The sequence below is a fragment of the Cupriavidus pauculus genome (assembly GCF_003854935.1).
Taxonomy (GTDB): Bacteria; Pseudomonadota; Gammaproteobacteria; order Burkholderiales; family Burkholderiaceae; genus Cupriavidus; species Cupriavidus pauculus_C.
Map to the genome: position 1 here is coordinate 536,286 of NZ_CP033969.1, position 26,155 is coordinate 562,440.

General features: G+C 64.3%; 21 protein-coding genes. 16 read left to right on the plus strand and 5 right to left on the minus strand.

From position 1 onward, the window contains the following. Window positions 1-15 precede the first annotated feature (15 nt). From EHF44_RS04185 to EHF44_RS04235, 11 genes are all read left to right on the plus strand, one after another. Complete coding sequence (locus tag EHF44_RS04185) at window positions 16-8,940, plus strand: hemagglutinin repeat-containing protein (protein ID WP_124682584.1); 8,925 nt, start codon at window positions 16-18, stop codon at window positions 8,938-8,940. Beyond that, window positions 8,937-9,302: a hypothetical protein gene (locus tag EHF44_RS04190; RefSeq protein WP_124682585.1), complete on the plus strand. Its 366-nt coding sequence runs from the start codon at window positions 8,937-8,939 to the stop codon at window positions 9,300-9,302. The genes EHF44_RS04185 and EHF44_RS04190 overlap by 4 nt, the downstream gene beginning before the upstream one ends. 328 nt (window positions 9,303-9,630) lie before the next feature. After that, window positions 9,631-10,167, plus strand: coding sequence for a toxin C-terminal domain-containing protein (locus EHF44_RS04195; RefSeq protein WP_124682586.1), 537 nt, complete (start codon window positions 9,631-9,633; stop codon window positions 10,165-10,167). Window positions 10,168-10,752: 585 nt separating this feature from the next. After that, the gene (locus EHF44_RS04200) at window positions 10,753-11,619 is read left to right on the plus strand and encodes a VENN motif pre-toxin domain-containing protein (protein ID WP_124682587.1); all 867 of its coding nucleotides are present in this window, start codon (window positions 10,753-10,755) and stop codon (window positions 11,617-11,619) included. Between the two features lie 63 nt (window positions 11,620-11,682). After that, complete coding sequence (locus EHF44_RS28955) at window positions 11,683-11,958, plus strand: colicin immunity domain-containing protein (protein ID WP_172966007.1); 276 nt, start codon at window positions 11,683-11,685, stop codon at window positions 11,956-11,958. Window positions 11,959-12,251: 293 nt separating this feature from the next. Continuing rightward, entirely contained in the window at window positions 12,252-12,710 is a 459-nt protein-coding gene (locus EHF44_RS04210) for a DUF6853 family protein (protein WP_124682589.1), read from the plus strand. 227 nt (window positions 12,711-12,937) lie between these two features. Further along, the gene (locus EHF44_RS04215) at window positions 12,938-13,423 is read left to right on the plus strand and encodes a hypothetical protein (RefSeq protein ID WP_124682590.1); all 486 of its coding nucleotides are present in this window, start codon (window positions 12,938-12,940) and stop codon (window positions 13,421-13,423) included. Then, complete coding sequence (locus EHF44_RS04220) at window positions 13,420-13,698, plus strand: hypothetical protein (RefSeq protein WP_216643970.1); 279 nt, start codon at window positions 13,420-13,422, stop codon at window positions 13,696-13,698. Before EHF44_RS04215 ends, EHF44_RS04220 begins: the two co-directional genes overlap by 4 nt. Continuing rightward, window positions 13,695-14,093 carry a hypothetical protein gene (locus EHF44_RS04225; RefSeq protein WP_124682591.1) on the plus strand — a complete coding sequence of 133 codons (399 nt, stop codon included), beginning with the start codon at window positions 13,695-13,697 and terminating at the stop codon, window positions 14,091-14,093. The genes EHF44_RS04220 and EHF44_RS04225 overlap by 4 nt, the downstream gene beginning before the upstream one ends. Before the next feature lie 363 nt (window positions 14,094-14,456). Then, the gene (locus EHF44_RS04230) at window positions 14,457-14,912 is read left to right on the plus strand and encodes a hypothetical protein (protein WP_124682592.1); all 456 of its coding nucleotides are present in this window, start codon (window positions 14,457-14,459) and stop codon (window positions 14,910-14,912) included. Window positions 14,913-15,181: 269 nt separating this feature from the next. After that, window positions 15,182-15,577, plus strand: a complete 396-nt coding sequence (locus EHF44_RS04235; RefSeq protein WP_124682593.1) for a hypothetical protein — start codon at window positions 15,182-15,184, stop codon at window positions 15,575-15,577. A 215-nt stretch (window positions 15,578-15,792) separates the two neighbouring features. Here the strand turns inward: EHF44_RS04235 and EHF44_RS04240 are convergent, their stop codons facing one another. The 3 genes from EHF44_RS04240 to EHF44_RS04250 form a co-directional block, all read right to left on the minus strand. Beyond that, window positions 15,793-17,328 carry an ammonium transporter gene (locus tag EHF44_RS04240; RefSeq protein ID WP_124682594.1) on the minus strand — a complete coding sequence of 512 codons (1,536 nt, stop codon included), beginning with the start codon at window positions 17,326-17,328 and terminating at the stop codon, window positions 15,793-15,795. 32 nt (window positions 17,329-17,360) lie between these two features. Further along, complete coding sequence (locus tag EHF44_RS04245; protein WP_124682595.1) at window positions 17,361-17,699, minus strand: P-II family nitrogen regulator; 339 nt, start codon at window positions 17,697-17,699, stop codon at window positions 17,361-17,363. Between the two features lie 66 nt (window positions 17,700-17,765). Next, window positions 17,766-18,569, minus strand: coding sequence for a TorF family putative porin (locus EHF44_RS04250; RefSeq protein ID WP_124682596.1), 804 nt, complete (start codon window positions 18,567-18,569; stop codon window positions 17,766-17,768). A 527-nt stretch (window positions 18,570-19,096) separates the two neighbouring features. Between EHF44_RS04250 and EHF44_RS04255 the strand changes: the two genes are divergently transcribed. Together EHF44_RS04255 and EHF44_RS04260 are read left to right on the plus strand one after the other, a co-directional pair. Then, complete coding sequence (locus tag EHF44_RS04255) at window positions 19,097-19,360, plus strand: accessory factor UbiK family protein (RefSeq protein WP_124682597.1); 264 nt, start codon at window positions 19,097-19,099, stop codon at window positions 19,358-19,360. Window positions 19,361-19,442: 82 nt separating this feature from the next. Then, window positions 19,443-20,981, plus strand: a complete 1,539-nt coding sequence (locus tag EHF44_RS04260; protein WP_124682598.1) for a YifB family Mg chelatase-like AAA ATPase — start codon at window positions 19,443-19,445, stop codon at window positions 20,979-20,981. A gap of 242 nt (window positions 20,982-21,223) precedes the next feature. On the opposite strand, the gene EHF44_RS04265 is transcribed toward EHF44_RS04260, so the two are convergent. Further along, a complete protein-coding gene (locus tag EHF44_RS04265; RefSeq protein ID WP_124682599.1) occupies window positions 21,224-21,877 on the minus strand; it encodes a LysE family transporter in 654 nt (217 codons plus the stop codon). Between the two features lie 28 nt (window positions 21,878-21,905). Then, window positions 21,906-22,505, minus strand: coding sequence for a hypothetical protein (locus EHF44_RS04270; RefSeq protein WP_124682600.1), 600 nt, complete (start codon window positions 22,503-22,505; stop codon window positions 21,906-21,908). Window positions 22,506-22,622: 117 nt separating this feature from the next. Between EHF44_RS04270 and EHF44_RS04275 the strand changes: the two genes are divergently transcribed. From EHF44_RS04275 to EHF44_RS04285, 3 genes are all read left to right on the plus strand, one after another. Beyond that, window positions 22,623-23,117 carry a thioredoxin gene (locus EHF44_RS04275; protein ID WP_124682601.1) on the plus strand — a complete coding sequence of 165 codons (495 nt, stop codon included), beginning with the start codon at window positions 22,623-22,625 and terminating at the stop codon, window positions 23,115-23,117. Between the two features lie 132 nt (window positions 23,118-23,249). Beyond that, the gene (locus EHF44_RS04280; protein WP_124682602.1) at window positions 23,250-23,786 is read left to right on the plus strand and encodes a TlpA disulfide reductase family protein; all 537 of its coding nucleotides are present in this window, start codon (window positions 23,250-23,252) and stop codon (window positions 23,784-23,786) included. 95 nt (window positions 23,787-23,881) lie between these two features. Continuing rightward, window positions 23,882-26,083: an ATP-dependent helicase gene (locus EHF44_RS04285; protein WP_437340311.1), complete on the plus strand. Its 2,202-nt coding sequence runs from the start codon at window positions 23,882-23,884 to the stop codon at window positions 26,081-26,083. Window positions 26,084-26,155 lie beyond the last annotated feature (72 nt).

Genomic DNA, 26,155 nt, shown 5'->3' on the forward strand with positions numbered 1-26,155 from the left:
CCCGAATCGTCGATCATGAACAGCAATCGCTATCGCCTGGTTTTCAACAAGACGCGCGGCATGCTCGTGGCTGTTGCCGAGTGCGCGGCATCGCGCGGCAAGTCCGCCGGGGGCCAGTCTGGAGCGCGTGCCGCGCCGGCCTCGCCCGTGCTCGCGACGCTGCGTGCCATCGCCTGGAGCGCACTGCTGCTGCTCGGCGTGGTGCACGGGGCGGCGGCCCAGATCGTGGCCGACCCCGCCGGGCGGGGGCCGGGCGTGACCACGGCACCGAACGGCGTGCCCCTGGTCAACATCAACCGGCCTTCGGGCGCCGGGGTGTCGCACAACCAGTACCAGCAGTTCTCGGTCGATGGCCGGGGCGCGATCCTCAACAACGGCGCCGCCATCAGCCAGACCCAACTCGGCGGCCATGTGCCCGGCAACGCCAACCTTGGCACGAGCGGCCCGGCCCGGATCATCCTGAACGAGGTAACTGGCGGCAGTCCGTCCCGGCTCAACGGTTTCGTGGAAGTGGCGGGCCAGCGTGCCGATGTGGTGATCTCGAACGGCAATGGCATCTCAGTGAACGGCGGGGGCTTCATCAACGCCAATCGGGCCACGCTGACCACGGGCGCACCGGTATTCGGGGGCGATGGCAGCCTGGCCGCCTTCCGGGTCACCCGCGGCGGCATCCAGGTGGAAGGGACAGGCTTCAACGGCTCGGGCCTGGAGCAGGTGGACCTCGTGGCGCGCTCGGTCACGCTGAATGGCAAGCTCTGGGCCGACAGCGCCAATGTGGTCTCCGGAGCGAACCGCGTGGACTACCCGGGCCTTGGCGTGCAGGTGATCGAAGGAGAGGGGGCGCGGCCCACCGTGGGTATTGACGTGGCCAGCCTCGGGGGCATGTACGCCAACCGTATCCGACTGGTGGGCACTGAGGGTGGCGTCGGCGTGCGCAACGCGGGCACACTGGCGGCGCAGGCCGGCGATTTCTCGATCGACAGCGCCGGGCGCGTGGTGCTTGGCGGAACCACTTCGGCCACCGGCGCGCTCGCGGTGCGCGGCGCGCAGGGTATCGATAACCGTGGCTCGACGGCCGCTGGCGGCACGATGACGCTGGCCAGTGACGCCTCGGTCGATAACACCGGCACGTTGATTGCCGGCGGCGATCTCGCCCTGACTGGGCAGACGCTGCACTCGACGGGCACGCTTGCGGCAGGCATCGACGCGAACGGCAAGGCCAGCCAGTCCGGCAGCCTGCGCCTGAAGGCGGGGAGCGTCGCCACGGCGACTGGCGACAACCTCGCCGGCCAACGCGTGGAGATCGATGCGGCCCGCATCCAGCTCGGCGGCAGCCGGACCCAGGCCGGGGCCGATATCGCCCTGACGGCGCGCAGCGGCGGCGTGGGGTTGGCCGGCGCGCGCGTGTACGCAGCGGGCAGGCTGGAGGCCGAAGCGCGCGGATCGATCGACACGCGCGGCGCCCAGGTTGCGGCGGCCACGATCGACGCGAAGGCATCAGGCGACATCAACAACTCGGGCGGCACGCTGGAGGCAACCGGCTCGCTGGACGTGGAAGCCGGCGGCAAACTCGCCAATGCCAACGGCCGGATCATCAACACCGGCACGGGCAGCACGCGGGTGGCGGCCGCGACGATCGACAACACGGGCGAGGCCATGCTGGGCGGCAATGGCGATGCCAGCATCCGGGCGGATCGGATTGACAACACCGCCGGGGGGCAACTGGTATCGGGCGGTGCGCTCGCCATCGCGGCGGGCGAGTCCTTCGACAATGCCGGCGGCAAGACCTACGCCGGCACCGGCCTGGCGCTTGACGCGCAGGACGCGGCCGTCAGTAACGATGGCGGCAGCCTGGCGGCCGGCACCAGTGCGGTGCTGCGTGCAGGCAGCCTGAGCAACGCGGGCGGCAAAGTCCTCGCGGACGCCGATATCGCGCTCGAAACCGGCCGGCTCACGGGCGCCGGCACGATCCATGCCGGCCGTGATCTCGCACTGACGCTTGGCGGCGCCTATGTCAATGCCGCCGGCAACGTGCTGAGGGCAGAGCGGGACCTGACAATCAAGGCGCACGGGGCGTTCACGAACCAGGCGCGGCTGGAAGCGGTACGGGGCTTGCAGCTCGACGCCGCTCGCATCGACAATCAGGCCGGCGCCGTCATCCACGCCGGCACCACCACGCTGACCACGTTGGGGGCGCTGAGCAACGCGGGCCGGATCGAGGGCGATACGCTGACCACCTCCAGCGCCACGCTCGCGAACAGCGGCACCATGCTCGCCGATGTGCTGACCAGCCAGGCGGAGCGCATCGGCAACGATGGCCCCCATGCCGTGATGGCGGCTACCGGCGTGCTGAACCTGTACGGCAGCGCGCTGGTCAGCAACACCAACGGCGCCACGGTCTACAGCCTCGGCGATATCAACATCGCCGCCGATGGCGAGCGCGACGAGCGGAGCCTGCTGAAGCACCGCGCCGCGCGGGTGGTCAACGACAGCAGCACCATCGAGGCCGGCAGCAGCAGCGGCGTGGTGGAAATCGCCGCGCAGGAACTGGTCAATCAGCGCCCCGCGCCCGTGGTGGAGAGCGACACCACCACCGAGACGAAGCACGAGCGGAAGCGCGAAAAGTACGTGCATTGCGCCACGTCCAACGCCTACCCGCAGATGGGATGTACTTGGGCGGTCTGGGCCGGGCCCTACAAGACGCCTGTCGACGGCACGTTCGACGCGGCGCAGATTGTCTCGCACGATACCGGCAAGAAGCGGCTGGTCGTCAACATCAACGGCGTGGCGACCCGGATCGACTACAACACGCTGACAGACACCGATGGCGTGCTGGCCGTGAACTACTGGGACGGCTACGACCGCGACATCCACTACGACCCGGCCAGCGAGTACGCCACGCGCAACGACGCGCGCAAGAACTGGCAGCGGGTGGAGATCGCCCGGGACACCACGACCACCACCACTACGGAGCGCGACGCCAATCCCGACCAGCGCGGCGCCAACCTGATCAGCGGCGGGGGCATGATACTGGCCAACGTCGGCACGCTGACGAACGCCTACAGCCAGATCGCCTCGGGCGGCGACATGCTGATCGGCGACATGGAACAGTCGGGCGATGTCGCCTCCGGCCAGTTCAGCTCCACCAAGGTCGTCAACACGGGCCGCACGCTGTTCGAACGCACGCGCCATGACATTGTCTCGACCTACGCCTGGAACAAGGAGATCGACAAGGACGTGGGGCCGGTGGTGCAGCCAAGCATCATCGAAACGCCGAAGGAAGTCGGCTCGATCGGCGGCACGATCACCGCCGGAAACAGGCTGACGATATACGGCGGCGGCATCCGCAACGAGGACGTCGGCAAGCTGGACCCGCTGGCCGGCACGGGCAGCACCGGCCTGCCGGGCATCGATGGCGGGGCCTCGGGCGGCACGGCGTCGCTGGCCAATACCCCGTTGACGCTGCCGTCGAACGGGCTGTTCCACTATCGCAGCGACCCCGACGCCACGTACCTGATCGAGTCGGACCCGCGTTTCGCCAACTACGGCAACTTCCTGTCGTCGGACTACATGCTGGGTCTGCTCGGCATCGATCCATCGCTGACGCAGAAGCGCCTTGGCGACGGCTTCTACGAGCAGAAGCTGATCCGCGACCAGATTACCGAACTGAGCGGCCGCGTGTACCTGGCCGGCCATGACAATGCCGAGGACCAGTACACGGCATTGATGGCGTCGGGCGTGCAGGCAGCACAGCAGTTCAACATCCTGCCCGGCATGGCGCTGACCGCCGCGCAGATGTCGGCGCTGACCACCGACATTGTCTGGCTGGTCTCCGAGACGGTCACGCTGCCCGATGGCGGCAAGCAGAGCGTCATGGTCCCGCGTGTCTACCTGGCGCAAGCCAACGCCGCGGACCTGAAGCCCAACGGGGCATTGATCGCCGCCGAGGATATCGAACTGCGCGAGTCGGGATCGATGCGCAACAGTGGCGTGATCGACGCCGGCAGCCGGCTGTCGATCGGCGCCGCGCAGGACCTGCACAACCGCGGCGGCACGCTGCGCAGCGCGGGCGTGGCGGCGATCACGGCGGGTCGCGACATCGTCAACGAGTCAGGCCAGATCCGGGCCGACCAGCTCGGGCTCGTGGCCGGCCGCGACATGCGCAACGAGACGCTGTTCGACCAGCAAGGCGTGACGCACGCGGTGGGCAACGCGAAGGCGTCGGCGAGCCTGTTCGGCAGGCAGGCTGGCATCACCTCGACCGGGGACCTGCTGGTCTCCGCCGGGCGCGATGTCAGGCTGGCGGGCGCCACGCTGGCAGCCGGCGGAAACGGCACGGTGGTGGCCGGCGGACAGTTGACGCTCGACGCGCTGGCCGGCCGGACGGCGCAGTCGGTCTATGAGAGCCCGAGGCAGAACAGCGCCGACAGCGAGGTGCGGCACGCCGTGTCGAGCCTCCGGTCAGGCGGCAGCCTTGCCACGAGCAGCGGCGGCGACACCACGCTGCGTGGCGCCCAGGTGCAGGCTGGGGCGGACCTGACGATGATCGCCGGCGGTGACTTCGTCGCCCAGGCCGTGACCGACGAGCGCACGCACGACAGCGTCGGCCGCAGCCGCAAGCACCAGCGCGAAGAACACAGCCGCGACCAGACCACGGTGGGTGTATCGATTTCGGCGGGCGGCAACGCCACGCTGGCGGCCGTGAAGGCCGGCGACAACGGCGGCGGCGTCAAGCGCACGGACGGCAAGGGCAACGTCGAACTGATCGGTGCGACGGTCACGGCCGGCGCCGATGGCAAGGGCGATGGCGCCCTGACGGTAGTGGGTGACCGCAACGTCACCGTGGCCGAAGCGCGCGAGTTGCACGACAGCAGCCTCGATGTCAGCTCGCGCAGCGGCAGCTTCGTGCGCCGCATGTCGAAGAATGCCAGCACGAGCAGCCGCGCCGACCTCGGCGTGGGCAGCACGCTGTCCGGCGATTCCGTCAAGATCCAGGCCGGCGACGACCTGCTGGTGCGCCAGAGCCAGATTGCCGGCACCACCGGCGTGACCCTCCGTGCCACCGAGCGCAACGTACTCGTCACGGCCGGACAGAACATCCGCGAGGAAAGCCAGTCGCAATCGCGCAAGACCTCGGGCGTGTCCGGCTTCGCCGGGCAGGGCGGCATCGGCGTGGGCGTAGGCAGCAGCCGCGCCAGCAGCGCGAGCCATACGCTGGCCGTCACCCAGAGCGACGCGCGCAGCATGGTCGGCGCCAGCAACGGCAACGTGGTGATCGTGGCCGGCAAGGACGCGGCGATCATCGGCAGCGATCTCGTGGCTGGGCGCCATGCCGCCGAAGCCGATCCAGCGGCGGGCAACATCGATATCCAGGCGAAGAACGTGATGGTCGCCGAGGGCGTGGATCGTATCGCGCAAGATGCCAGCGCCAGCCGCAGGTCGAGCGGCCTGTCGGTGGCATTGGTGGGCACGCCGTTCGACACCTCCAAGAACCTCGACGCGGTGCACAAGGACGGCAGCGCCGTGTCGCGCGCGCTTGGCACCGTCAAGGAACTGGGCGCCTCGGCGCTGACCACGCCCCAGATCGCCGTGTCGGCCGGAAGCCAGCGCAGCAGCAGCGAGTTCTCCAGCGTCGCCACGGTCAGTAGCGGCAGCAGCCTGACGGGCGCCGGCAACGTTCGCGTCCGCGCAACCGGCAGCGGAGAGACCGATGCTGCCGGCAAGGCGCTCGACGGCAATATCCTCGCCTCGGGCAGCACCATCAGCGCTGGCGGCGCTGCGCTGCTGGACGCCGAGCGCGGCGTGACGATACAAGCCTCGACCGACACCTACAGCGAGCGCAGCAGCGCCCGCAACAGCGGCTGGAAGATCAGTGGCGCCTCGCCCTCGCTCGGCGACGTGGCCCGGCATATCGGCGGCGGACCGAACAACAGCGGCGTGGGCATGGTGCCTTTCGGCACCGAGCGCGCCAGCAGTAGCGGCGAGGTTGCCAGCAGCCGGCAGAACGCCAGCATGGTGACGGGCAATACCGTCGGCATCAAGGCACGCACTGGCGACATCACGCTGACAGGCAGCGGCCTTGCAGCCGAGGGCGACATCGGCCTGTCGGCTGCCCAGGGCAAGATCGACATCCTGTCCGGCCAGGACACGCTGTCACAACGCAGCGACAGCGCCAGCCGCAAGATCGGCGACCTGGGCGGCACCGGCTACGCGGGCACGGTGGGCATGCGCAGCGAATCGCGCCATGCGGACGGCACGCAGGCCACGCAGAACACGATCCGCAGCCAGGTGGTCAGCCAGACCGGCAACGTGACGATGGTGGCGAAGGACGACATCACCGCGCGCGGCGCCGACATCGCCGCCGGCAACGACCTGACGATGATCGGCCGCAACGTCGTGCTCGACCCCGCCGAGGATGCGGCGAGCCTGAACGAGCGCCACCGCGTGAGTCAGTACGGCACCACGCTCGCGCTGTCCGGCTATACGGTCACGGCGGCGCAGGCCGTCGAGAACGCCGCGCGGGCGGTGGAGGAGAAGAAGGACGGCCGCGTGGCGACGCTGTACGGCGTGCAGGCCGGCCTGGCCGTGGCCAATGGCGTGCAGGGCATTCAGGCGGTAACCAGCGGCGGCACCAGCCCCACCGCCGCGATCAAGGTGACGGCGAGCGTGGGCGGCGGCAGCCAGTCGAGTGAATCGCGCAGCCAGTCGAACACGTTCCAGGGCACGACGGTGAAGGCCGGCAACGCCGTGGCCATCGTGGCGACCGGATCGGGCGGCAAGGACGCGGACGGCTTTGCCAGCGACGGCACCATCAGCGGCCGTGGCGTCCAGATCAGCGGCAGGACGGTGGACCTCAGCGCCGCTCGGGATATCGATCTGGAAAGCGCCCGGGACCGCACTAGCCTGGACAGCCGCAGCAGCGGCAACAACGCCAGCGTGGGCGTGGGCTTCGGCATCGGCGGCGACCAGAACGGCTTCACCCTCGAACTGGCCGCGAGCCAGCAGCAGGGGAACGCGCGGGGCAACTCGGTGACGAACCGCAATGCCAGCGTGACGGCCGCCGACAAGCTGACCGTCACGAGCGGCCGCGACGCCAATCTCCGGGGCGCACAACTGATCGCCGACACCATCGGCGGCTCGGTGGGCCGCGATTTCAACATCGAGAGCCGCCCGGATACCGACGACTTCACCTCGCGCGAAACGTCATCGGGCATGCAGGCCAGTATCTGCGTGCCACCGTTCTGCGTCGGCACCACCGTCAATGCCAGCGGCACCCACACGCAAGGCAAGACCGACAGCACCTACAGCTCGGTCAGGGAACAAAGCGGCATCTACGCGGGCCAAGGCGGCTTCGACATCGAGGTCAAGGGCAACACCGACCTCAAGGGCGGCATCCTCGCCAGCACGGCGGACCCGGAGAAGAACCGCCTGGTCACCGGCACGCTGACCACAAGCGATATCGACAACCACGCGTCGTACACGAGCGGCTCGTCGACGTTCGTCGGCAGCTACAGCGGCGGCAAGAGCGTGCCGGCCGACACCCCCGACGTCGGCCCGGTCGCCCCGGCCCAGGTGAAGTGGGGCGGCGACAGCAACCTGCTGCAGGGCGTGGCCGGCAGCCTCGCGGCCACTGCCGCCGGCAACGCCCAGAAGGACCTCGGCGGCGACGCGTCGGGCAAGACGAAGAGCGCCATTGCCGCCGGCACGGTCAAGATCACGGACGATGCCGCCCAACAGGCCAAGACCGGCCAGACCGCCGACGAAACCCTCGCCAACCTGAACCGCGACACCGAAAACGCAAACCAGAGCATCGAGAAGATCTTTGACGAGCAGAAGGTCAAGGACCAGCAGGAACTGAACCGCCTCAAGAGCGAGGTGGCGCAGCAGGCGGCGCCTTTGATTTACAACAAGGTCGGCGATGTGCTGGTAGGCAGCTCCCCCGGGACCAAGGCCGCCGTCCACGCGCTGGTGGGCGGCCTGATGGCCGAAGCCATCGGTGGCAATTTCACCGCCGGCGCGGCTGGCGGCGCAGCCGCCTCACTGGCCATGGAGGCGTTCGGCCAGGCCCTGCTCGACCAGAAAGACCTCAGCGAGTCGGACCGCAAGGCGCTGGTGCAACTGGCCGGGGCAATCGTGGGAGGGGCTGCGGGAGGAATTGCGGGCGGGACGGTTGGAGACGCGGCGGCCGGGGCGAATGTGGGGAAGGTGGCGACGGAGAATAACTACCTGAACCATACGCAAAAACGGGATCGCGCCGAAGCCATGGCCGCCTGCGCGGACAAAGCCTGCCGGGACAAAGTCCGCGCGGAATACGCCGCCGAATGGAAGAAGAACAAGCGGGAAGTGACGGACTGTTCGACGCAGTCAGAATGTCTGACGCTCGCGCGGGACCTGCGATTGGAACAACAGGCCCAGGGCGAGAGAATGGCCGAACTCCAGGAAAAAGGGCCTGGCAATTGGTCAGACGCAGAGAAGGCCGAGTACGCAGATCTACGGTTCGGCGATGCCACCCTAAATCAATTGCGAACCGTCGCTATCGCCAATGCAAATAAGCTGGCAGGCGATGAGCCCATGGACCCGCAAGAGGTCGCCAGGCTGGTGGCGGATGTGGGGATTGGGGCGGCAGCGGGGATTGGTGGATCAACCACTCCCAAGAATCTTGCCTATCAAGCGGCTCCGTATCACGGGTCCACTGACAACCCGATTAAGAGCCGCGGTCCTGTCAATGGACAAGACGCGCTCGAGAAATCTGTACGGGTAAAAGGGACATCGCCACGACGTGTAGGATTTGATTCGAAAACCGGAGAATTTGTGGTATTCGATCGCACGTTGGGGAATGTTTACCATGGCCACGTCCGCGCATGGGACGATCTTGGCGTCGATATGCAGAATGCTTTGGTTAGAGCAGGCTATGTGAATCGGAAGGGAAAAGTAAAATGACGATGAAGTATCAAGATATTATGGAAATTCCGAAGTCCCAGGTAGACCTCGCATTGGGATCTAATTTGCCGGAGACAGTTGCGAATGCTTGCCTTAGCATTGCTCACTTCGAGAAAGACTGGAAGTGGGTTCTGGAGAGACTGTGCGGGGTCGCCAATGATGTAAGCCAATTAAGTTCATTGAGGAATCTCGCCGTCACCTGTATTGGACACGTCGTGCGGACAAATCCCACAGCGAACACTGACATTATGAGGCACATTCTTGAGCAGTTCGCAAATGACCCAAAAATTTCTGGGGCAGCATCGGATGCCCTGGATGACCTAAAAATCTTCGGCGGTAGAATCGATGCAGATAACGGATAAGCTTTTTCTGCTGGTTATCGTTTTATCTGGATCAATGCATCATGCAGCCGGTGTCATGTGGAATATGTTCGGGTGGATCATACTGAAAGTCCCCGTCGGGAAATGTTGGGGTGGTTGGTATTTTCGATAAAGAAATCATAATCAGAAGCACTTAGCGAATCGGGCTTCAAGGCGCCGGTGTAACAGCCGCAGCGATCAAAACACCACCCTCTCCCCCGTCGCCGGCACGATCATCGCCTCCGGTGCCGGGGCGGCGGCGGGTGGTTCCACGCAGGATGCCGCTGCTGCGGGGGCGGTTGGGGGGCTGGGTACTCAGTTCAATTGGCTGATGCATGTCCCCAAGGACCCGGGTATTCCGCCGACCCCGGCTGACAGTCAGGGGCAGAAATCTCCACCAGGAAAGCCGATTGACGGTGGCGGGGAGCGCGTGCTCACGGGCACCCCGGACGAGTCTGCGGCGAACAACAAGCTTCCGATGTATCAACCCATAGCCGATGCTGTCGATCGGTTGAAGGAGGCGGGTGATCTGCTTTCCGGAGTTGTTGGCGGTGTCTTGCCCAATCCGGTTGAGCCGGTGGAGGGGTTGGGGGCGATTTTCAGCGACCCTGGAAAGTACGATGTACTTACGAACCCCCAGGCAAAGGAAATTGCAGTCGCCAATGGTTGGTCTAAAACTAGTCCGGATAATGTAAAAAAAGCGGCAGGAGATTATCCAGTTTTTTATAATCCGAAGGATGGTTCGTACTATTCGCCGGATAGGACGGGTCATCGCGCGAATAATGCATGGAAAATATTGGATAAGAAGGGAAATAGACTAGGTACGGCGATCTGGGATGGCAATCAGATGGTGCGCGTTTCGAAATGATAAGGTGATTATAATGAATAAAATTTCGTTGATTCCACTGATAAAATTCGACGAGGATTCGACTCCGAGTTTCGATGCGGATTTTACATGTCGTCGAGTCTCGTACTTTGATCATTTTCTAAGTGTCGAAGAAAATTGTGACTATATATATTATGAGTTAGCAAAGAGAAGTAACGCTCTAGCTTCGTATTATGTGGCCGAGGATAGATTAATGTCGTTATGGGGCTTTTTTGCAGGCCAAGGCAAGAACTTCTCGATTCGATCTGGACGCATTTGCGAACTTGGAGATCTTGAAGACACAATAAAACTTGGTAAAGAGGTAATGCGAGAAATCGACGGATATTCTGTCTACTTCGACGGCGCTGGGGTTATATGGGAGCCGGCTTATGACTTGACACATCTACTTTGGCTCCCTAAAGGCGCCTCGTGGGCCACTGTCGAGAAATCGGTGGGTGCTTCAGGGCACTACCTCTTGGATTAGAGCCTTAGGCCCGTTGTGGTTGCTCCCCTCGCGCCGGCAATGCCCAGAAAGACCTTGGCGGCGACGCCTCCGGCAAGATCGGGAGCGCCATCGCGGCGGGCACGGTGCAGATCACGGACGAGGCCGGCCAACTGGCCAAGACCGGCCAGACCGCCGACGAAACCCTCGCCAATCTGAACCGCGACACCGAAAACGCGAACGACAGCATTGACAAGATCTTCGACGCGCAGAAGGTCAAGGACCAGCAGGAGCTAAACCGGATCAAGAGCGAGGTAGCGCAGCAGGCGGCGCCTTTGATTTACAACAAGGTCGGCGATGTGCTGGTAGGCAGCTCCCCCGGGACCAAGGCCGCCGTCCACGCGCTGGTGGGCGGCTTGATGGCCGAAGCCATGGGCGGCAACTTCGCCGCCGGCGCGGCCGGCGGCGCAGCCGCCTCACTGGCCATGGAAGCGTTTGGCCAGGCCCTGCTCAACCAGAAAGACCTCAGCGAGTCAGACCGCAAGGCGCTGGTGCAACTGGCCGGGGCGATCGTCGGAGGGGCTGCGGGAGGTATTGCGGGCGGTTCGGTTGGAGACGCGGCAGCCGGGGCGAATGTGGGGAAGGTGGCGACGGAGAATAATTATCTGAACCACGTGGATCGCGAAGCCTTCGAGAAGGCCGCGGCCGCCTGTGGATCCGCCAATCCCAAGGCATGCCAGCAGGCGGAAATCTACGCCGAGCAGGACCGCAAGAACGACGAAAACCTAGCCGCCTCAGTGAACCGCTGCGAGCCGGGGGAAGATTGCAACGGCGTCTCGAGTTTCATTCTCGATCAGATGCAGGCGGCCGGATGTGGAACGAACTCATCCAGCGTCGATTGCAATAAGCTCGGTACGGCTTGGCTGGTGGCGCAGTCGAAGGCGCAGAGGCTGGAGGAGCCTCCGTTTGCATCGGAAGACCTGATTGGTCGACCAATCGGGTGCCTTTGTTAGCGGATGGAAGTTGAGTCCAGGAACCACACAGTTCGAGAGTTTTATAAGGAATGGTGTATTGCGATGAGTGTTGAACTCATAGACTGCTCACGTCAGTTCGTGTGTGGGAAAATAGAAACTGGAAAATTCGTCGACACATTTACGGAGAAATGGCGGCATGAACGTGATCTAGGGTTGCTTGAGGTGGATCCTCCAAACATTAATAGTGCTCTATCAACAATCTTCTGTTTGGTTGATCTGTATAATCCCGAGGCCGATCGCGAGGAGTATGAACTCGACAGCGCAGAGTTACTAAATAGGGTTGCGAACGTTCTCCGTAATCTTGATTCAGACTCGTGACAGGAGGTCAGCGGCAGTGCTATTCGACTGTAGAACCTGCTCCAGTTCTTGCCATCGTTCGTATCAACCCCCCTATCTCTGGCGGGGGTGACCTCGTCATTCGGTTCTCGTTCATCCAGAATGGCGGGCGGCGAATTTGTAAAACACTATCGAACTCTTTAATACCGGCATATCCGGTAGCGAGTTTCGTAGGAGTCATTATTCTATAGGTCTATGTGGAAGTGGGTTCTAAATATAGATGGCTCAATAAATGAGAAGAAAATGATGGGCGCAAGAGGAAGGAGGTTAGGTAAATGAAGTTTTTAAAAAACATTAAAGAAGCAATTGCACAACTAGCAAATTCGCGTGGTACTAGCATCGGCAAGATGCAGGAAGATTGGGGGCTGGACTATACGAGAGATATGGATGTCGATTTTACGACAGATATGATAGAGCTCATGGAATTAATGCGCGTGCATCAAGAGGCCATAGCAAAAGGTGATTTGCTGACGGCTCGATGCGCTCTCGTGGAGGCGCAAGGATTCGCGCACAATATCAGTTCATTGTTCTACGCGCTGAAACAAGACCTCCTGCGGGCAGCCGAGGACGGACTTAATCGTACAGGAATGAAGAATCTGGATTGGCCTGAACTTCCGGATCGGTTTGAATACTCGCCGACATACCGGCTTCGAGAGGCAGAGAAGCTCATTTCATTTAACGGGAAGATGTATAAAAGGGATACCACATGTCATGAGTGGCGAGAGTGCCAATAAGTGGAGGATTTATTTTTAGACTGCTGATCAGCAGGGTGGAAGATCGCGGTGATTTCCATGGACAGCGCACGGTCTCCGTTCTAACCTCTGGCCCCAGTAGATTATTACATCAATAATTTGAAACCCGATCCGGGGCGACGGTCGATCTCTCTGGATATTTCCAAGACCGGACGTCCGGTGCAGACGTGACGATTTGAGACGCGGCAGCCGGGGCGAATGTCGGGAAGGTGGCGACGGAGAATAACTACCTTAACCATACGCAAAAACGGGATCGCGCCGAAGCCATGGCCGCCTGCGCGGACAAAGCCTGCCGGGACAAAGTCCGCGCCGAATACGCCGCCGAATGGGAGAAGAACAAGCGGGAAGTGACGGACTGTTCGACGCAGTCAGAATGTCTGACGCTCGCGCGGGACCTGCGATTGGAACAACAGGCCCAGGGCGAGAGAATGGCCGAACTCCAGGAAAAAGGCCCTGGCAATTGGTCAGACGCAGAGAAGGCCGAGTACGCTGATCTACGGTTTGGCGATGCCAGCCTAAATCAATTGCGAACCGTCGCTATCGCCAATGCAAATAAGCTGGCAGGCGATCAGCCTATGGACCGCAAGAGGTCGCCCGGCTGGTGGCGGATGTGGGGATTGGGGCGGCAGCGGGGATCGGGGCTGGTGGGGCGACCGATAAATATTCCCCGAACGCCGGTAGGGTTGACAATATGAGGCAGTTCCTCTCCAGTAATGGATTTGGTTCTCAATTGAACGACGGGTCACGCGGAACGCCCAGAATTTACAAGGGATCCAGGATATTCGTAGCGACAAAGGACGTTGGTGAAAAGATTTGCACCGGCGATCAATTTTATATTGACAGCGCGCATATGAACCACCTTGAAGTCTTCGATAATAAGGGAAGAATTAGGGCCGCGCTTAATCTGGACGGCTCAGTCAATGAAGTTAAAACCGTGAGGGCAATAAAGGAAGGCAGGAGATTAAAATGAATGGTGGTAACGGTTTTGAATCCATTCGGATTGCATTGCTGGATTTGGCATTATCTCGCGGTTTAGTTGAAGACCAGCTACGACAATTTGATGAGATGACGGGGAAATCTGATTGGACGTTGATTCTGAGTGATGATCTCGACAGAGCTTTTGAGAAAGATGCAGAACATTTGATGCGAGCAATGAAGTTGTTTGATTTGGCTAGCCGCAAGAATGATGAACTTACTCAGTGTGTCGCCTTGCTACGGGCTTCGATTTTTGCGCACAAGTTGGAGGGATTTTTCGATGATTTGATGAGCGATTTGCGGCGCGCCGCGACCAATCCAGCTATGAGATGGCCAGAGATTCCAGACGGTTATAGTATTCCCGAGGAATATGGCTATGGAGAGTGGTAATGCATTCGATACCCGCCCCGTAACTGGATCCTAACTCCTTTACAACCAGTGGAATATTGCGGAACCGATTTTCCGAGATTGCTTCGATGGCTACGTGAGTGCGAAGTGCAATAGTCAGATGACGATGAATATCAGGACATAGTGAGAATTTCACAGCGTCCGAGATGCAACTAGAAAGGCGCCGGTTTTTTAGATCCAAATACGGGCATTTGTTCTTCGCCAGACAAGGCAGGCCATCGAGCGGACGAAGGATGGAAAGGCTATGACAAGCATGAAAGAAGGCTGGGAACGTACGTATGGGATGGAAAAGAGATGATTCGTGTAAGCAAGTAAAAAGGATGGAACCTGAACCCCGGATCGATATTGAACCTAATTAAATTCGACAAAGACTCATTCTTAAGTTTGGAGGATAATTTTTTACACAGAAGAGTCTCTTATTTCGATCATTTCTTAAGCAATGATGAATTTGACGAATGTCAATTTTTGTATTATCAGCTAGCTTTAGAAAGCGACGCGCTTCCTTCGTATATGGTGGCGGAAGAACGCTTGTTAGATCTGTGGGAGCGCCTTGCACGGGCAGGGAGAAACTTTACGCTCGCAGACGGGCGTGTCGACGAGATTCCAAGTTTGACCGAGACGATGGCGATCGGTATGAATGTGATGCGAGACACAGGGGGTTGCTCGGTGTGTTTCGACGGTGCTGGCGTCGTGTGGGAGCCTTCTTTTGATTTGACGCATCTAATTTGGATGCCGAAGTCCTGGAGCTGGGAGTATGTCGAACAGATGGTGAACTCATCTGGACTTCATTTTTTGGATTGATGATGGCCGCATTTGTTTGAGAGTGTCTTCCGGAGACTAGAACGGATTCACGCTGGAACTGGCCGCGAGCCAGAACAAGGCGAAGGCGGACGGCAAATCGGTGACCCATCGGAACACCAGCGTCACGGCCAATTCTATATCGACAGCCTTCACATGAACCACTTAGAAGCATTCGATAAATTTGGAAGTTTTAAGATGGCAATAAATCTCGATGGCACAATCAACCCCCTTAAGACCGAGAAGGCAAAGTTGGAAGGGAGAAAGTTGAAATGAGTCAAGATGCTGATTTTGACATGATTCGCGTTAGATTACTTAGTTTGGCGAGGTCGCGAGGTATTGGCGATGCGCAGTTACAGCATTTTGATCCTGAGACCGGCCGTTTCGATTGGAATATTGACTGGGCAGATAATCTTAATGAGATATTCAAGGTGAATGTAGCCACTTTACAGGAGGCCATGAAGCTCTTTGATTTATCGACGAAAAAGGGAGATATGCTAGCTCAGCGCGCCGCTTTAGTCAGCGGTTCGGTTGCCGCGCATAGCTTAAAGTCTTTCTTCGAAGCTTTAATGGACGATCTTCATCGTGCATCAAGCGATCCTGCGATGGGGTGGCCAGAGTTTCCAGACGATTATAAAATCCCTGAGGAATATGAAACGCGCGACTGATAAGACGAGTGGATTGGATATGAGCCATTGTGGGCAATAATCCCACCCGCCCAGATCGGCATTAATACATTCGATGAAGACAAATGGGCGCATGTCGATGAATGTATCCCCGGAACGCCTCGTTGATCCAATAAAAAAGCCCCGGCACATGGCCGGGGCAAAACTCCTGAGAGAAGATTCCCAATCAGCTCTCCAGCACAACCCTGTTGTGGATATCAGGCTTCATAGGCCGTTTCGCCGTGCGAAGTGATATCCAGGCCCTCGCGCTCCTCTTCTTCCGGCACGCGCAGGCCAATCAGCATGTCCACCAGCTTGTAGGCAACCAGCGCGACCACGCCCGACCACACCACCGTGGTCAGCACGCCTTCGAACTGGATCCAGAGCTGGCCGGCGATCGAATAGTCGTCCGCCACCTTGTTGGCCACGTAGTCGTAGATGCCCACGCCGCCCAGGCTCGGGGCCGCGAACACCGCGGTCAGCAGCGCGCCGACGATGCCGCCCACGCCGTGCACGCCGAACACGTCCAGCGAGTCATCCATGCCCAGCATGCGCTTCAGGCCGCTTACGCCCCACAGGCACAGCAGGCCAGCCACGAGGCCCATCACGATCGAGCCCATCGGGCCGACGAAGCCGGCGGCCGGGGTGATTGCCACCAGGCCGGCCACGGCGCCCGAGGCACCGCCCAGCATCGACGGCTTGCCCTTGCCGATCCACTCGCCGAACGTCCACGACAGCACGGCGGCGCAGGTGGCCAGCAGCGTGTTGACGAACGCCAGCGCGGCGCCGCCGTTGGCTTCCAGGCCCGAGCCGGCGTTGAAGCCGAACCAGCCGAACCACAGCAGCGATGCGCCCACCATCGTGAACGTCAGGCTGTGCGGGCGGATGGCTTCGCGGCCAAATCCGATGCGCTTGCCGAACATGAACGCGCCCACCAGGCCGGCCACGGCGGCGTTGATGTGCACCACGGTGCCGCCCGCGTAGTCGAGCGCGCCCTTCTGGAACAGCCAGCCCGACTTGGCCGTGGCCGCGGTGGCGGCGGCGGCATCGGTGTAGGCGTCAGGACCCGGCCAGAACCAGACCATGTGGGCCATCGGGATATAGGCGAACGTGAACCAGAGCACCACGAACACCAGCACCGCCGAGAACTTGGCGCGCTCGGCAAAGGCGCCGATGATCAGGCCGCAGGTGATGCAGGCAAACGCGCACTGGAACGCGAAGAACACCAGTTCCGGGATCACCACGCCCTTGCTGAACGTGGCCGCCACGGCGTCGACGTTCAGGCCCTTCATGAACAGCCGGTCCGTGCCGCCGAAGAACGCGTTGCCTTCCGTGAACGCGAAGCTGTAGCCGTAGATGGCCCACAGGATCGCCACCAGCGAGAAGATCACCAGGCACTGCATCAGCACCGACAGCATGTTCTTGGACCGCACCAGGCCGCCGTAGAACAGCGCCAGGCCCGGCAGCGTCATCAGGATCACGAATGCGGTGGCCACCAGCAGCCAGGCCGTGTCGCCCTTGTTGGGCACCGGGGCCGGCGCGGCGGCCGGTGCGGCTTCTGCCGGGGCCGCGGCCGCGGGCGCTGCCGCAGGGGCTGCCGGGGCGGCCGCGGGGGCGGCGGCCGCTGCCGGGGCCGATGCCTCGGCGGCGGGCTTGTCCTGCGCCACGGCATGGGTGGACAGGCCGAGACCGGCCGTGCCGAGCGCCAGCGCCATCGCGCCAGCCGTCAGGAATCGCTTGAACCAGGTTTTCATGTGTCTAACCTCTGTCTCTCGTAGTTCTGGTGTCACAGCGCATCGCCGCCGGTCTCACCGGTGCGGATGCGGATGACCTGTTCGACGGGCGCGATGAAGATCTTGCCGTCGCCGATCTTGCCCGTGCGGGCCGACTTCTCGATTGCCTCGATGGCGCGCTCGACCACGTCGTCGGGTACCGCCACCTCGATCTTCACCTTGGGCAGGAAGTCGACGATGTACTCGGCGCCCCGGTACAGCTCCGTGTGGCCCTTCTGGCGGCCGAAGCCCTTGACCTCGGTCACGGTGATGCCGGACACGCCCACGTCGGAGAGCGCTTCACGCACCTCGTCGAGCTTGAACGGCTTGATGACTGCAATGATGAGTTTCATTGGGATTCTCCTTGGGGGCGGCTTGTCGGGTCATGCCGCCCGGCTCCGGATGTGTGCTGTTTGGAATCAGAAAGTCTTGGTAATGGATGCCCACGCCGCGGCCTTGCCTAGATAGCGGCCCCGGTTGGCGCTGGTGTAGAACGACTCCTTGGCGTTGGTGTCGACGTAGGCCACGGACAGCGCAAAGCCCTTGCCCAGGTCCTTGGTCAGGCCGATCTTCCAGTCGGTGTACGACGCGTCGCTGTGGTGCGTCACGCCCTGGTAGCCCACGTGGGCGTTCAGCGTCAGGTCCCAGAAGTTCAGCGGCACGTTGGCCGTCAGGTCGACGTAGTAGCTGTTCTTGCTGTCGTCGATGCCGAACAGGTTGGTTACCGCGTGCGAGTACTTCAGGAACACCGGGCCCCAGCCGATGCCGGCGTAGAGCTCGGTCGTGTACGGCCGCGTGGTCGTGTAGCCGCCCGGGTAGAAGTACTCCAGCACGCCCACGTCATAGTTGAATTCCTGGCCGCCCAGCGCGAACTTGTTCTTGTAGCCGCCGTAGAAGTCCATCTCGATCGGCGCCGACACCGACGAATCGGCGTCTTCCAGCCAGCTGATGCTTGAGTTCCAGTTGCCGATGTAGAAGCCGCTCTCGTGCGCGTAGTCGAACCCGCCCTGGATGGCCGGACGCAGGTTGGTCTGGCTGATGCCGCGATAGCGATAGTCGGAAACCACCGACACGTTGGCCGTGAAGGTGTGCGGCGATGCCGGCTCGGCGGCCGGTGCGGCTGCAGGCGCGGCGGCGTCCGGGGCGGTCTGGGCCAGTGCCACCGGGGCTGCCAGGCTGAGCAGAAGGGCAGCGGCGCTGACTGCGAGGCTCGACGTCTTCATCTGGTTCTCTCCTTTTCCTTGAAATCTTCGCGGGCTCGTTCTTGAGGGACTGCTGCTTGCCTTGATGGCTTGTTGCTTTTAGGTCTTGACGCTCCTAGCTCTGGTACTGCAACTGCCGTGCCAGGGCAGGCGCCCCGTGGCGGCGCACGGACGGGAACAGTCGTGAGAGGTGGCCGGGCGCCCGCTTCTCCACCCGGCGGGGCGGCCCGCGGGCGGCGCCACGGCGGGCAAAAGGCGTTAAAAGATGTGTCCGGGCCTTGCTGGCGCTTTCATGGCGGCCGATCACGCGCCATAATCCGCGTCATGAAGGGTCAAGTGCTGCGCGCTTGGCGTCCCGCCGGCCAGACCGGGCCCGGGCACGGTCGACCGGGTCGCCGCGCCCCACTCAGGTGCATCGACCGGGGATACCGGTGTGCGGGAGGACCGCCCCGGACGCCCCATGGCGGTGCATCGCGGGTGCCAGGCGGCGTAGCCGCCGCCGGCCGCTGACCCGAACGATCCAAATTGGTCAACACAGGAGCTTCACCATGAAACCGACCGATCTCTTCAACGACCTGCAGCAGAAGGTCAGTGAAGCGCTGCGCAACTCGCCGGCCAAGGACATCGAGAAGAACGTCCGCAGCATGATGACCCAGGGCTTTGCGCGCCTGGACCTCGTCACGCGCGAGGAATTCGACGTGCAATCGCAGGTGCTGGCGCGCACCCGGGCCCGGCTGGAGGAGCTGGAAGCGCGCATCGCCGCGCTGGAAGCCCGCGGCAGCGGCGGCATCCCGCCCACCCCTGGGGTATGAGCCCCGGCGCCCAGCCACCCACGCATCGCCAGAAAGGCCACCGGATTCCGGTGGCCTTTTTCTTTAACACTTCCGCAAACGTATGAGCCTCGCAGTCCTGCGCAGCCGCGCGCTGAACGGCATCGACGCGCCGCCCGTGTCCGTCGAAATCCACCTGGCGAATGGCCTGCCGGCCTTCAACATCGTCGGGCTGGCCGACACCGAAGTCCGCGAAAGCCGCGAGCGCGTGCGGGCGGCGCTGCTGAACTGCGAGTTCGAATTCCCGAACCGCCGGATCACGGTCAACCTGGCGCCGGCCGACCTGCCCAAGGAGTCCGGCCGCTTCGACCTTGCCATCGCGCTGGGCATCCTGGCGGCCAGCGGCCAGTTGCCGGCCACCGCGCTGGACGGCTTCGAGTTTGCCGGCGAGCTGTCGCTGGCGGGCGACCTGCGGCCCGTGCGCGGCGCGCTGGCGATGGCGATGGGGCTGGCACGCGACAACCGCGCCCGGCTGGCCGCCGGCGAGCCCGCGCGCGCGTTCATCGTCGCCACCGACAACGGCCCGGAAGCCGCACTGGTCGATGACCTGACCGTCCACGCCGGCGCCACGCTGCGCGACATCTGCCACCACGTCGGCATGCTGCCCGAGCACCCGCTGCCCCGCGCCCGGCCGGCCCCGCCCGCCACCGACCCCGGCGCCAACCCCGACATGCGCGACGTGCGCGGCCAGCTACAGGCCCGCCGGGCCATGGAAGTAGCCGCCGCGGGCCAGCACTCGGTGCTGCTGGTGGGCCCGCCCGGTACCGGCAAGTCGATGCTGGCGCAGCGCTTTCCGGCCCTGCTGCCGCCGATGACCGAGAGCGAGGCGCTGGAAGCCGCCGCCGTGCTGAGCCTGACCCCGGGCGGCTTCCAGCCGTCGCAATGGGGCCGGCGCCCGTTCCGCAGCCCCCACCACACGGCCAGCGGCCCGGCCATGGTGGGCGGCGGCGGCAATCCGCGCCCCGGCGAGATTTCGCTGGCCCACCACGGCGTGCTGTTCCTCGACGAACTGCCCGAGTTCGACCGACGCGTGCTCGAAGTCCTGCGTGAGCCGCTGGAAACCGGCCACATCACCATCTCGCGCGCCGCCGCGCAGGTCGACTTTCCCGCCCGCTTCCAGTTCATCGCCGCCATGAACCCGTGCCCATGCGGCTACCTGGGCCATCCCACGCGCATGTGCCGCTGCACGCCCGACCAGGTGCAGCGCTACCAGTCGCGCATCTCCGGCCCGCTGCTGGACCGCGTGGACCTGCAGATCGAAGTGCCCGCCCAGAACCACCGCGACGTGCTGGACGGCCCGCCCGGCGAACCCAGCGCCGCCGTCCGCGCCCGCGCCATGGACGCCCGCGCGCGCCAGATCGCCCGCCAGGGCACGCCCAACAGCGAACTGTCCGGCCGCCAGATCGACACCCACTGCCCGCTGACCACCGACGCCCAGGCCTTGCTGCGCGGCGCCATGGAAAAGCTGGGCTGGTCCGCCCGCGCGTACTTCCGCGTACTGAAGGTCGCCCGCACCATCGCCGACCTGGCCGACGCCGACACACTCGACGCCGGCCACGTGGCCGAGGCCATCCAGTACCGGCGGGTGCTGCGGACGGGCTAAGAAACGCTCGGAAACAAAAAAGCCCGCGAAAGCGGGCTGATGGCCTTACACGGGCGGTTCCACCGGCGGCGGGGGTGGGTCCTCGATGGGTGCCTGGTCCGGCGGGAAGCCGGGGGGCGGGGGTTCGCCGGGGGGCGGTTCCCGGTGGGCGTTCAGGCCGGCATCGCGCATCTGGGTCTCCATGAATTCCAGGTCACTCCCATTGAAGCAAAGGCCGGCGCACTATGCCAGCGGCTTGCGGCTTACGCGTGGTGCCGGCGCACGAAGAACAGCGCCGTGCCCACCGCCACCAGCACGCCGCCGAAGAAGCGGTTCTGCCAGCGTACGGCGCGCGCGTTGCGGAACAGGCCCTGCATCCGCGATGCCAGCAGCGCGTAGCCGTGCATCACGATCAGGTCCACGCAGCACATCGTGGCCGCCAGGATGGCGAGCTGGATGGCCAGCGGGTGGCCCGGGTCGATGAACTGCGGCAGCACGGCGACCATGAAGATGATGCCCTTCGGGTTGGTCACGTTGGTCAGCAGGCCCGTGGCAAAGCGCCGGCGCCGGCTCATCCCGGCCACGCGCACCGTGCCCGGCTGGCCGCCGGGGGCGTCGGCCGGGGCCGCCTCCACCCGGGCGCGCCATTGCTGGATGCCCAGGTAGATCAGGTACATCGCGCCGATGGTCTTGACCACCAGGAACGCCTGCTCGGACGCCAGCAACAGCGCGCCCAGCCCGCCGCCGGCCACCAGCAGGATGATGACCAGCCCGGTCTGCAGCCCCAGGATCGTCGTCGACGTCTTCTTCAGGCCATACGACAGCCCATGGCTCATCGACAGCACCGCTCCGGACCCCGGCGATACCGCGATCACCCAGCACGCGGCGAAATAGGCCAGCCACACTTCCCAACGCATCACTGCACTCCTCGATCCAGAAAAATGGTCAAAACGGATGAAAGCCGGTCAGGAACTGTTCGACCTGCTCGGCCTGGCGCGTATCGCGCGCGGCGTCGCCGGCTTCCAGCACCACGGCCTGGTAGACCCGTGCGCCCGACGCCACCAGCCGGGCCGTCAGCCGGCGCGGCGCCTTGTCCTGCGGCGAAACACCGGCGACGGTCAATTCCATCCCGTCGAGCGACACAGGCGGCTGGGCGGCCGACATCACGGTGACCGGCCGCGCGCTGGCCGGCTGGCCCGGCTGGGCGCCCAGGTTCGCCAGCAGCCCGGCCTGCATGGCGTCCAGCGCCTCGCGCCGCAGCGCGGCGTCGTCGCTGGGCAGCGTCACCACGCCCACGGCGAACAGCGTGCCGTCGATATTGGCCGCCTCCATCGTCATGGGCAGCTTGCGCCCCGCGATCGACACGTCGCGGGCCGCATTGGTCGGCTTGGCCGGATACAGCGCCGCGTACTTGCCGTCGCTGGACACGATCGTGCGCCAGTCATAGCGCGGCGTGCAGCCCGCGAGCGCCAGCCAGGCGGCGGCCAGCAGCAGCAGTTGGCGCAGGCCGGGGCGGAAATGGGACGGGAACGGGGTCGGGGGCATCGGCAAGGTCGGCGCGATCGGGCGCAAGCCGCTATTATCCGGGAAGCCGCCCGGCCGCGCATCGCGCACGTTGCACCCGATGCCGCTGGCGGGCCGCCGCAAGTTCGTGAGGTGCCCATGTCCGTACGCCCCCTGCCCCGTTTCCTGTCTTCCGCGTTCGCCGCCGTGGCGCTGCTGGCCTGCGCCGGCGCCGCTGCCGCCACCGCCCACCTGCCGCCCGTGACCGATATCGGCGCCCAGTCTGCCGCGGCCGCGCGGCATGGAGAGCCGCTGGTGGTGCTGGTCAGCCTGCCCGGCTGCAGCTACTGCGATACGGTGCGGCGCAACTACCTGGGTCCGCAGCTCGCGGCCGGCGAGATTGCCGCGCGCGAGATCGACATGACCGCCGACACGCCGATCCGCGACGCCGACGGCACGATGACCACGGCCCGCCAGTGGGCCAGCGCGCGCAATATCTCGGTGGCGCCGACCGTGCTGTTCCTCGACCGCAACGGCCGCAACCTGGCCGCCCCGCTGCGCGGCATGCAGGCCGATTTCTACGGCGCCTACCTGGAGCAGGCCATCGACGAGGCACGCGCCAAGGTGGCCGCCAAGTCCGCCGCCCGCCCCTGAACCGGCGCGCGCGGCGAATTGCCGCAGCCGCGCACCGCCGCCCCGGCCGCGCTGCCGACAGCGGCGCCCGGCGGTAGAATGGCCGCTGTCCGCCGCCGGCTTCCGGGCCCTGGCCCCCAACCCCGTCATCCCATGTCCAATACCGCAACCCCCGCCCGCCCCGCGCGCAAGCGCTGGCCCATCGTCGCCGCGATCGTGATCGCCGCGGTGCTCGGCGTCTTTGGCTACCGGGCGATGACCCCGGCCAGCAGCGTCCCAGACGCCACCTTCACGCTGCTGTCGGGCCAGAAGGTCAGCACCGGCGACCTGAAGGGCAAGGTCTACCTGGTCAACTTCTGGGCCACGAGCTGCGTCACCTGCGTCAAGGAAATGCCGCAGATGATCGACACCTACAAGCAATACAAGGACAAGGGCCTGGACTTCGTGGCCGTGGCCATGAACTACGACCCGCCGATGTACGTGGCCAACTACGCCAGGACGCGCGAGCTGCCGTTCAAGGTGGCGATGGACTCGGACGGCTCGGCGGCCAAGGCGTTCGGCGACGTGCAACTGACGCCGACCACGTTCGTCGTCGACAAGAACGGGAAGATTCTCAAGCGCTACGTCGGCGAGCCCGAGTGGGACGCGCTGCACAAGCTGCTGGACGGCGCGCTGGCCAGCGCGGCCTGAAGTAGCCGCTCCCCGAGCCAAAAAGGTGCCCATGCGGCACCTTTTTTGTTGCGCAGGCGCGCCGCGGGCGTCTGCGGCTTGCCAGCCAAAGCTGTATGGATATACAGTGGGCGCCAGATTTTTCTCCTCCCGCCCAATCCCATCGCGCCGTGTTGCCGGATCTCGTCCCCGAAGTTTCCCCGGATTACGCCCCGGAAGCCGCCCCCGATGCCCACGTCCCGGCCGGGGCCGACTCGTCCGAGGCGTCCGAGGCGCCCGCCTATCTGTCCAAGCTGAACCCGGAACAGCGCGCCGCCGTGACGTATGCGGGCGACGCCCCGCTGCTGATCATCGCCGGCGCGGGGTCGGGCAAGACCAATACGCTGGCGCACCGGGTGGCGCACCTCGTGGTCGGCGGTGCCGATCCGCGCCGTATCCTGCTGCTGACGTTCTCGCGCCGCGCCGCCGCCGAGATGGGGCGCCGCGTCGAGCGCATCGTCGACCAGGCGCTGGGCATCCAGTCCGGCGCGGGCCGCGCGGCGCTGCAGTGGTCGGGCACGTTCCACGCCATCGGCGCCCGGCTGCTGCGCGAGTACGCCGAGACGCTGGGCCTGGCGCCGACCTTCACGATCAGCGACCGTGGCGACTCGGCGGACCTGATGCACGTGGTGCGTCACGACCTGGGGCTGTCCGAGCAGGCGTCGCGCTTCCCGCGCAAGGAAACCTGCCTGGCGATCTATTCGCGCGTGGTCAACACCCAGCTGCCGATCGAAGTGGTGCTCAAGACGCAGTTCCCGCGCTATGCGATGTGGGCCGACGCGCTCAAGACGCTGTTCGCCGCCTACGTCGAGGCCAAGCAGAAGCAGCAGGTGCTGGACTACGACGACCTGCTGCTCTACTGGGCGCAGGCGATGACCGAGCCCGCGCTGGCGCGCGACATGGGCGCGCGCTTCGACCACGTGCTGGTCGACGAGTATCAGGACACCAACGCGCTGCAGGCGTCGATCCTGCTGGCGCTGAAACCCGACGGCCGCGGCCTGACCGTGGTGGGCGACGACGCCCAGTCGATCTACGCCTTCCGCGGCGCCACGGTGCGCAACATCCTTGATTTCCCCGCGCAGTTCACGCCGGCCGCGCAGCAGGTGACGCTGTCGCAGAACTACCGCTCCACGCAGCCGATCCTGCAGGCCGCCAACGCCGTGATCGGGCTGGCCGCCGAACGGTTCACCAAGGACCTCTGGTCGCTGCGCGAGTCGGCGGAAAAGCCCGGCGTGGTGGTGGTGAATGACGAGGCCGACCAGGCGCGCTACGTCGTCGAGCAGATCCTGGCGCGCCGCGAGGCCGGGCTGGCGCTGATGCAGCAAGCCGTGCTGTTCCGCGCGGCCGACCACAGCGCGCAGGTGGAGATCGAACTGGCGCGCCGCAATATCCCGTTCGTGAAGTTTGGCGGACTGAAATTCCTGGAATCGACCCACGTCAAGGACGTGATGGCCGTGGTGCGCTGGCTGGAAAATCCGCGCGACCGCATGGCCGGCTTCCGCACGCTGCAACTGCTGCCCGGCATCGGCCCCAAGACGGCCGCGCGCGTGCTGGAAGGGCTGGAAGCGGCCACCGAGCCGCTGGTGGCGCTGGAGGCGTTCGAAGCCCCGCCCGCGGCCGCGCCCGCCTGGCACGACCTGCTGGCGCTGGCGCGCACGCTGATGGCGCCGGCGTCGCCGTGGCCGTCGGAGTTCGAGCAGGTCATCGCCTGGTACCAGCCGCATCTGGAACGCATGCACGACGACGTCGCCGCGCGCCAGGCCGACCTGCAGCAGATCGAGCGCATCGCCGCCACGTACGCCTCGCGCGAGCGCTTTCTGACCGAGCTGACGCTGGACCCGCCCAGCGCATCGAGCGACGAATCGGGCGTACCGTCGCGCGACGAGGACTACCTGATCCTGTCCACGATCCATTCGGCCAAGGGCCAGGAGTGGAAAGCCGTCTACGTGCTCAACGCCGTGGATGGCTGCATGCCGTCGGACCTGGCCACCGGCACCACCGAGGAAATCGAGGAGGAACGCCGCCTGCTGTACGTGGCCATGACCCGCGCGCGCGACCATCTGGACGTGGTGGTGCCGCAGCGCTTCTACGTCCACAACCAGGTGGGCTTCGGCGACCGCCACGTCTACGCGTCGCGCACGCGCTTCCTGCCGAACCGCGTGATGCCGAATTTCTACAGCCGGTCCTGGCCGCCCCCGCCCATGCCCGGCGAAGGCCAGCCCAAGCCCGCGCTGCCCCAGGTCGACCTGGCCAGCCGGATGCGGGGGATGTGGAAGTAGCGGGGAGCCAGGCCAGCGTTTTCGCTGAGTTTTCGCTGGGTTTTCGCTCCCCTCTCCCGCCTGCGGGAGAGG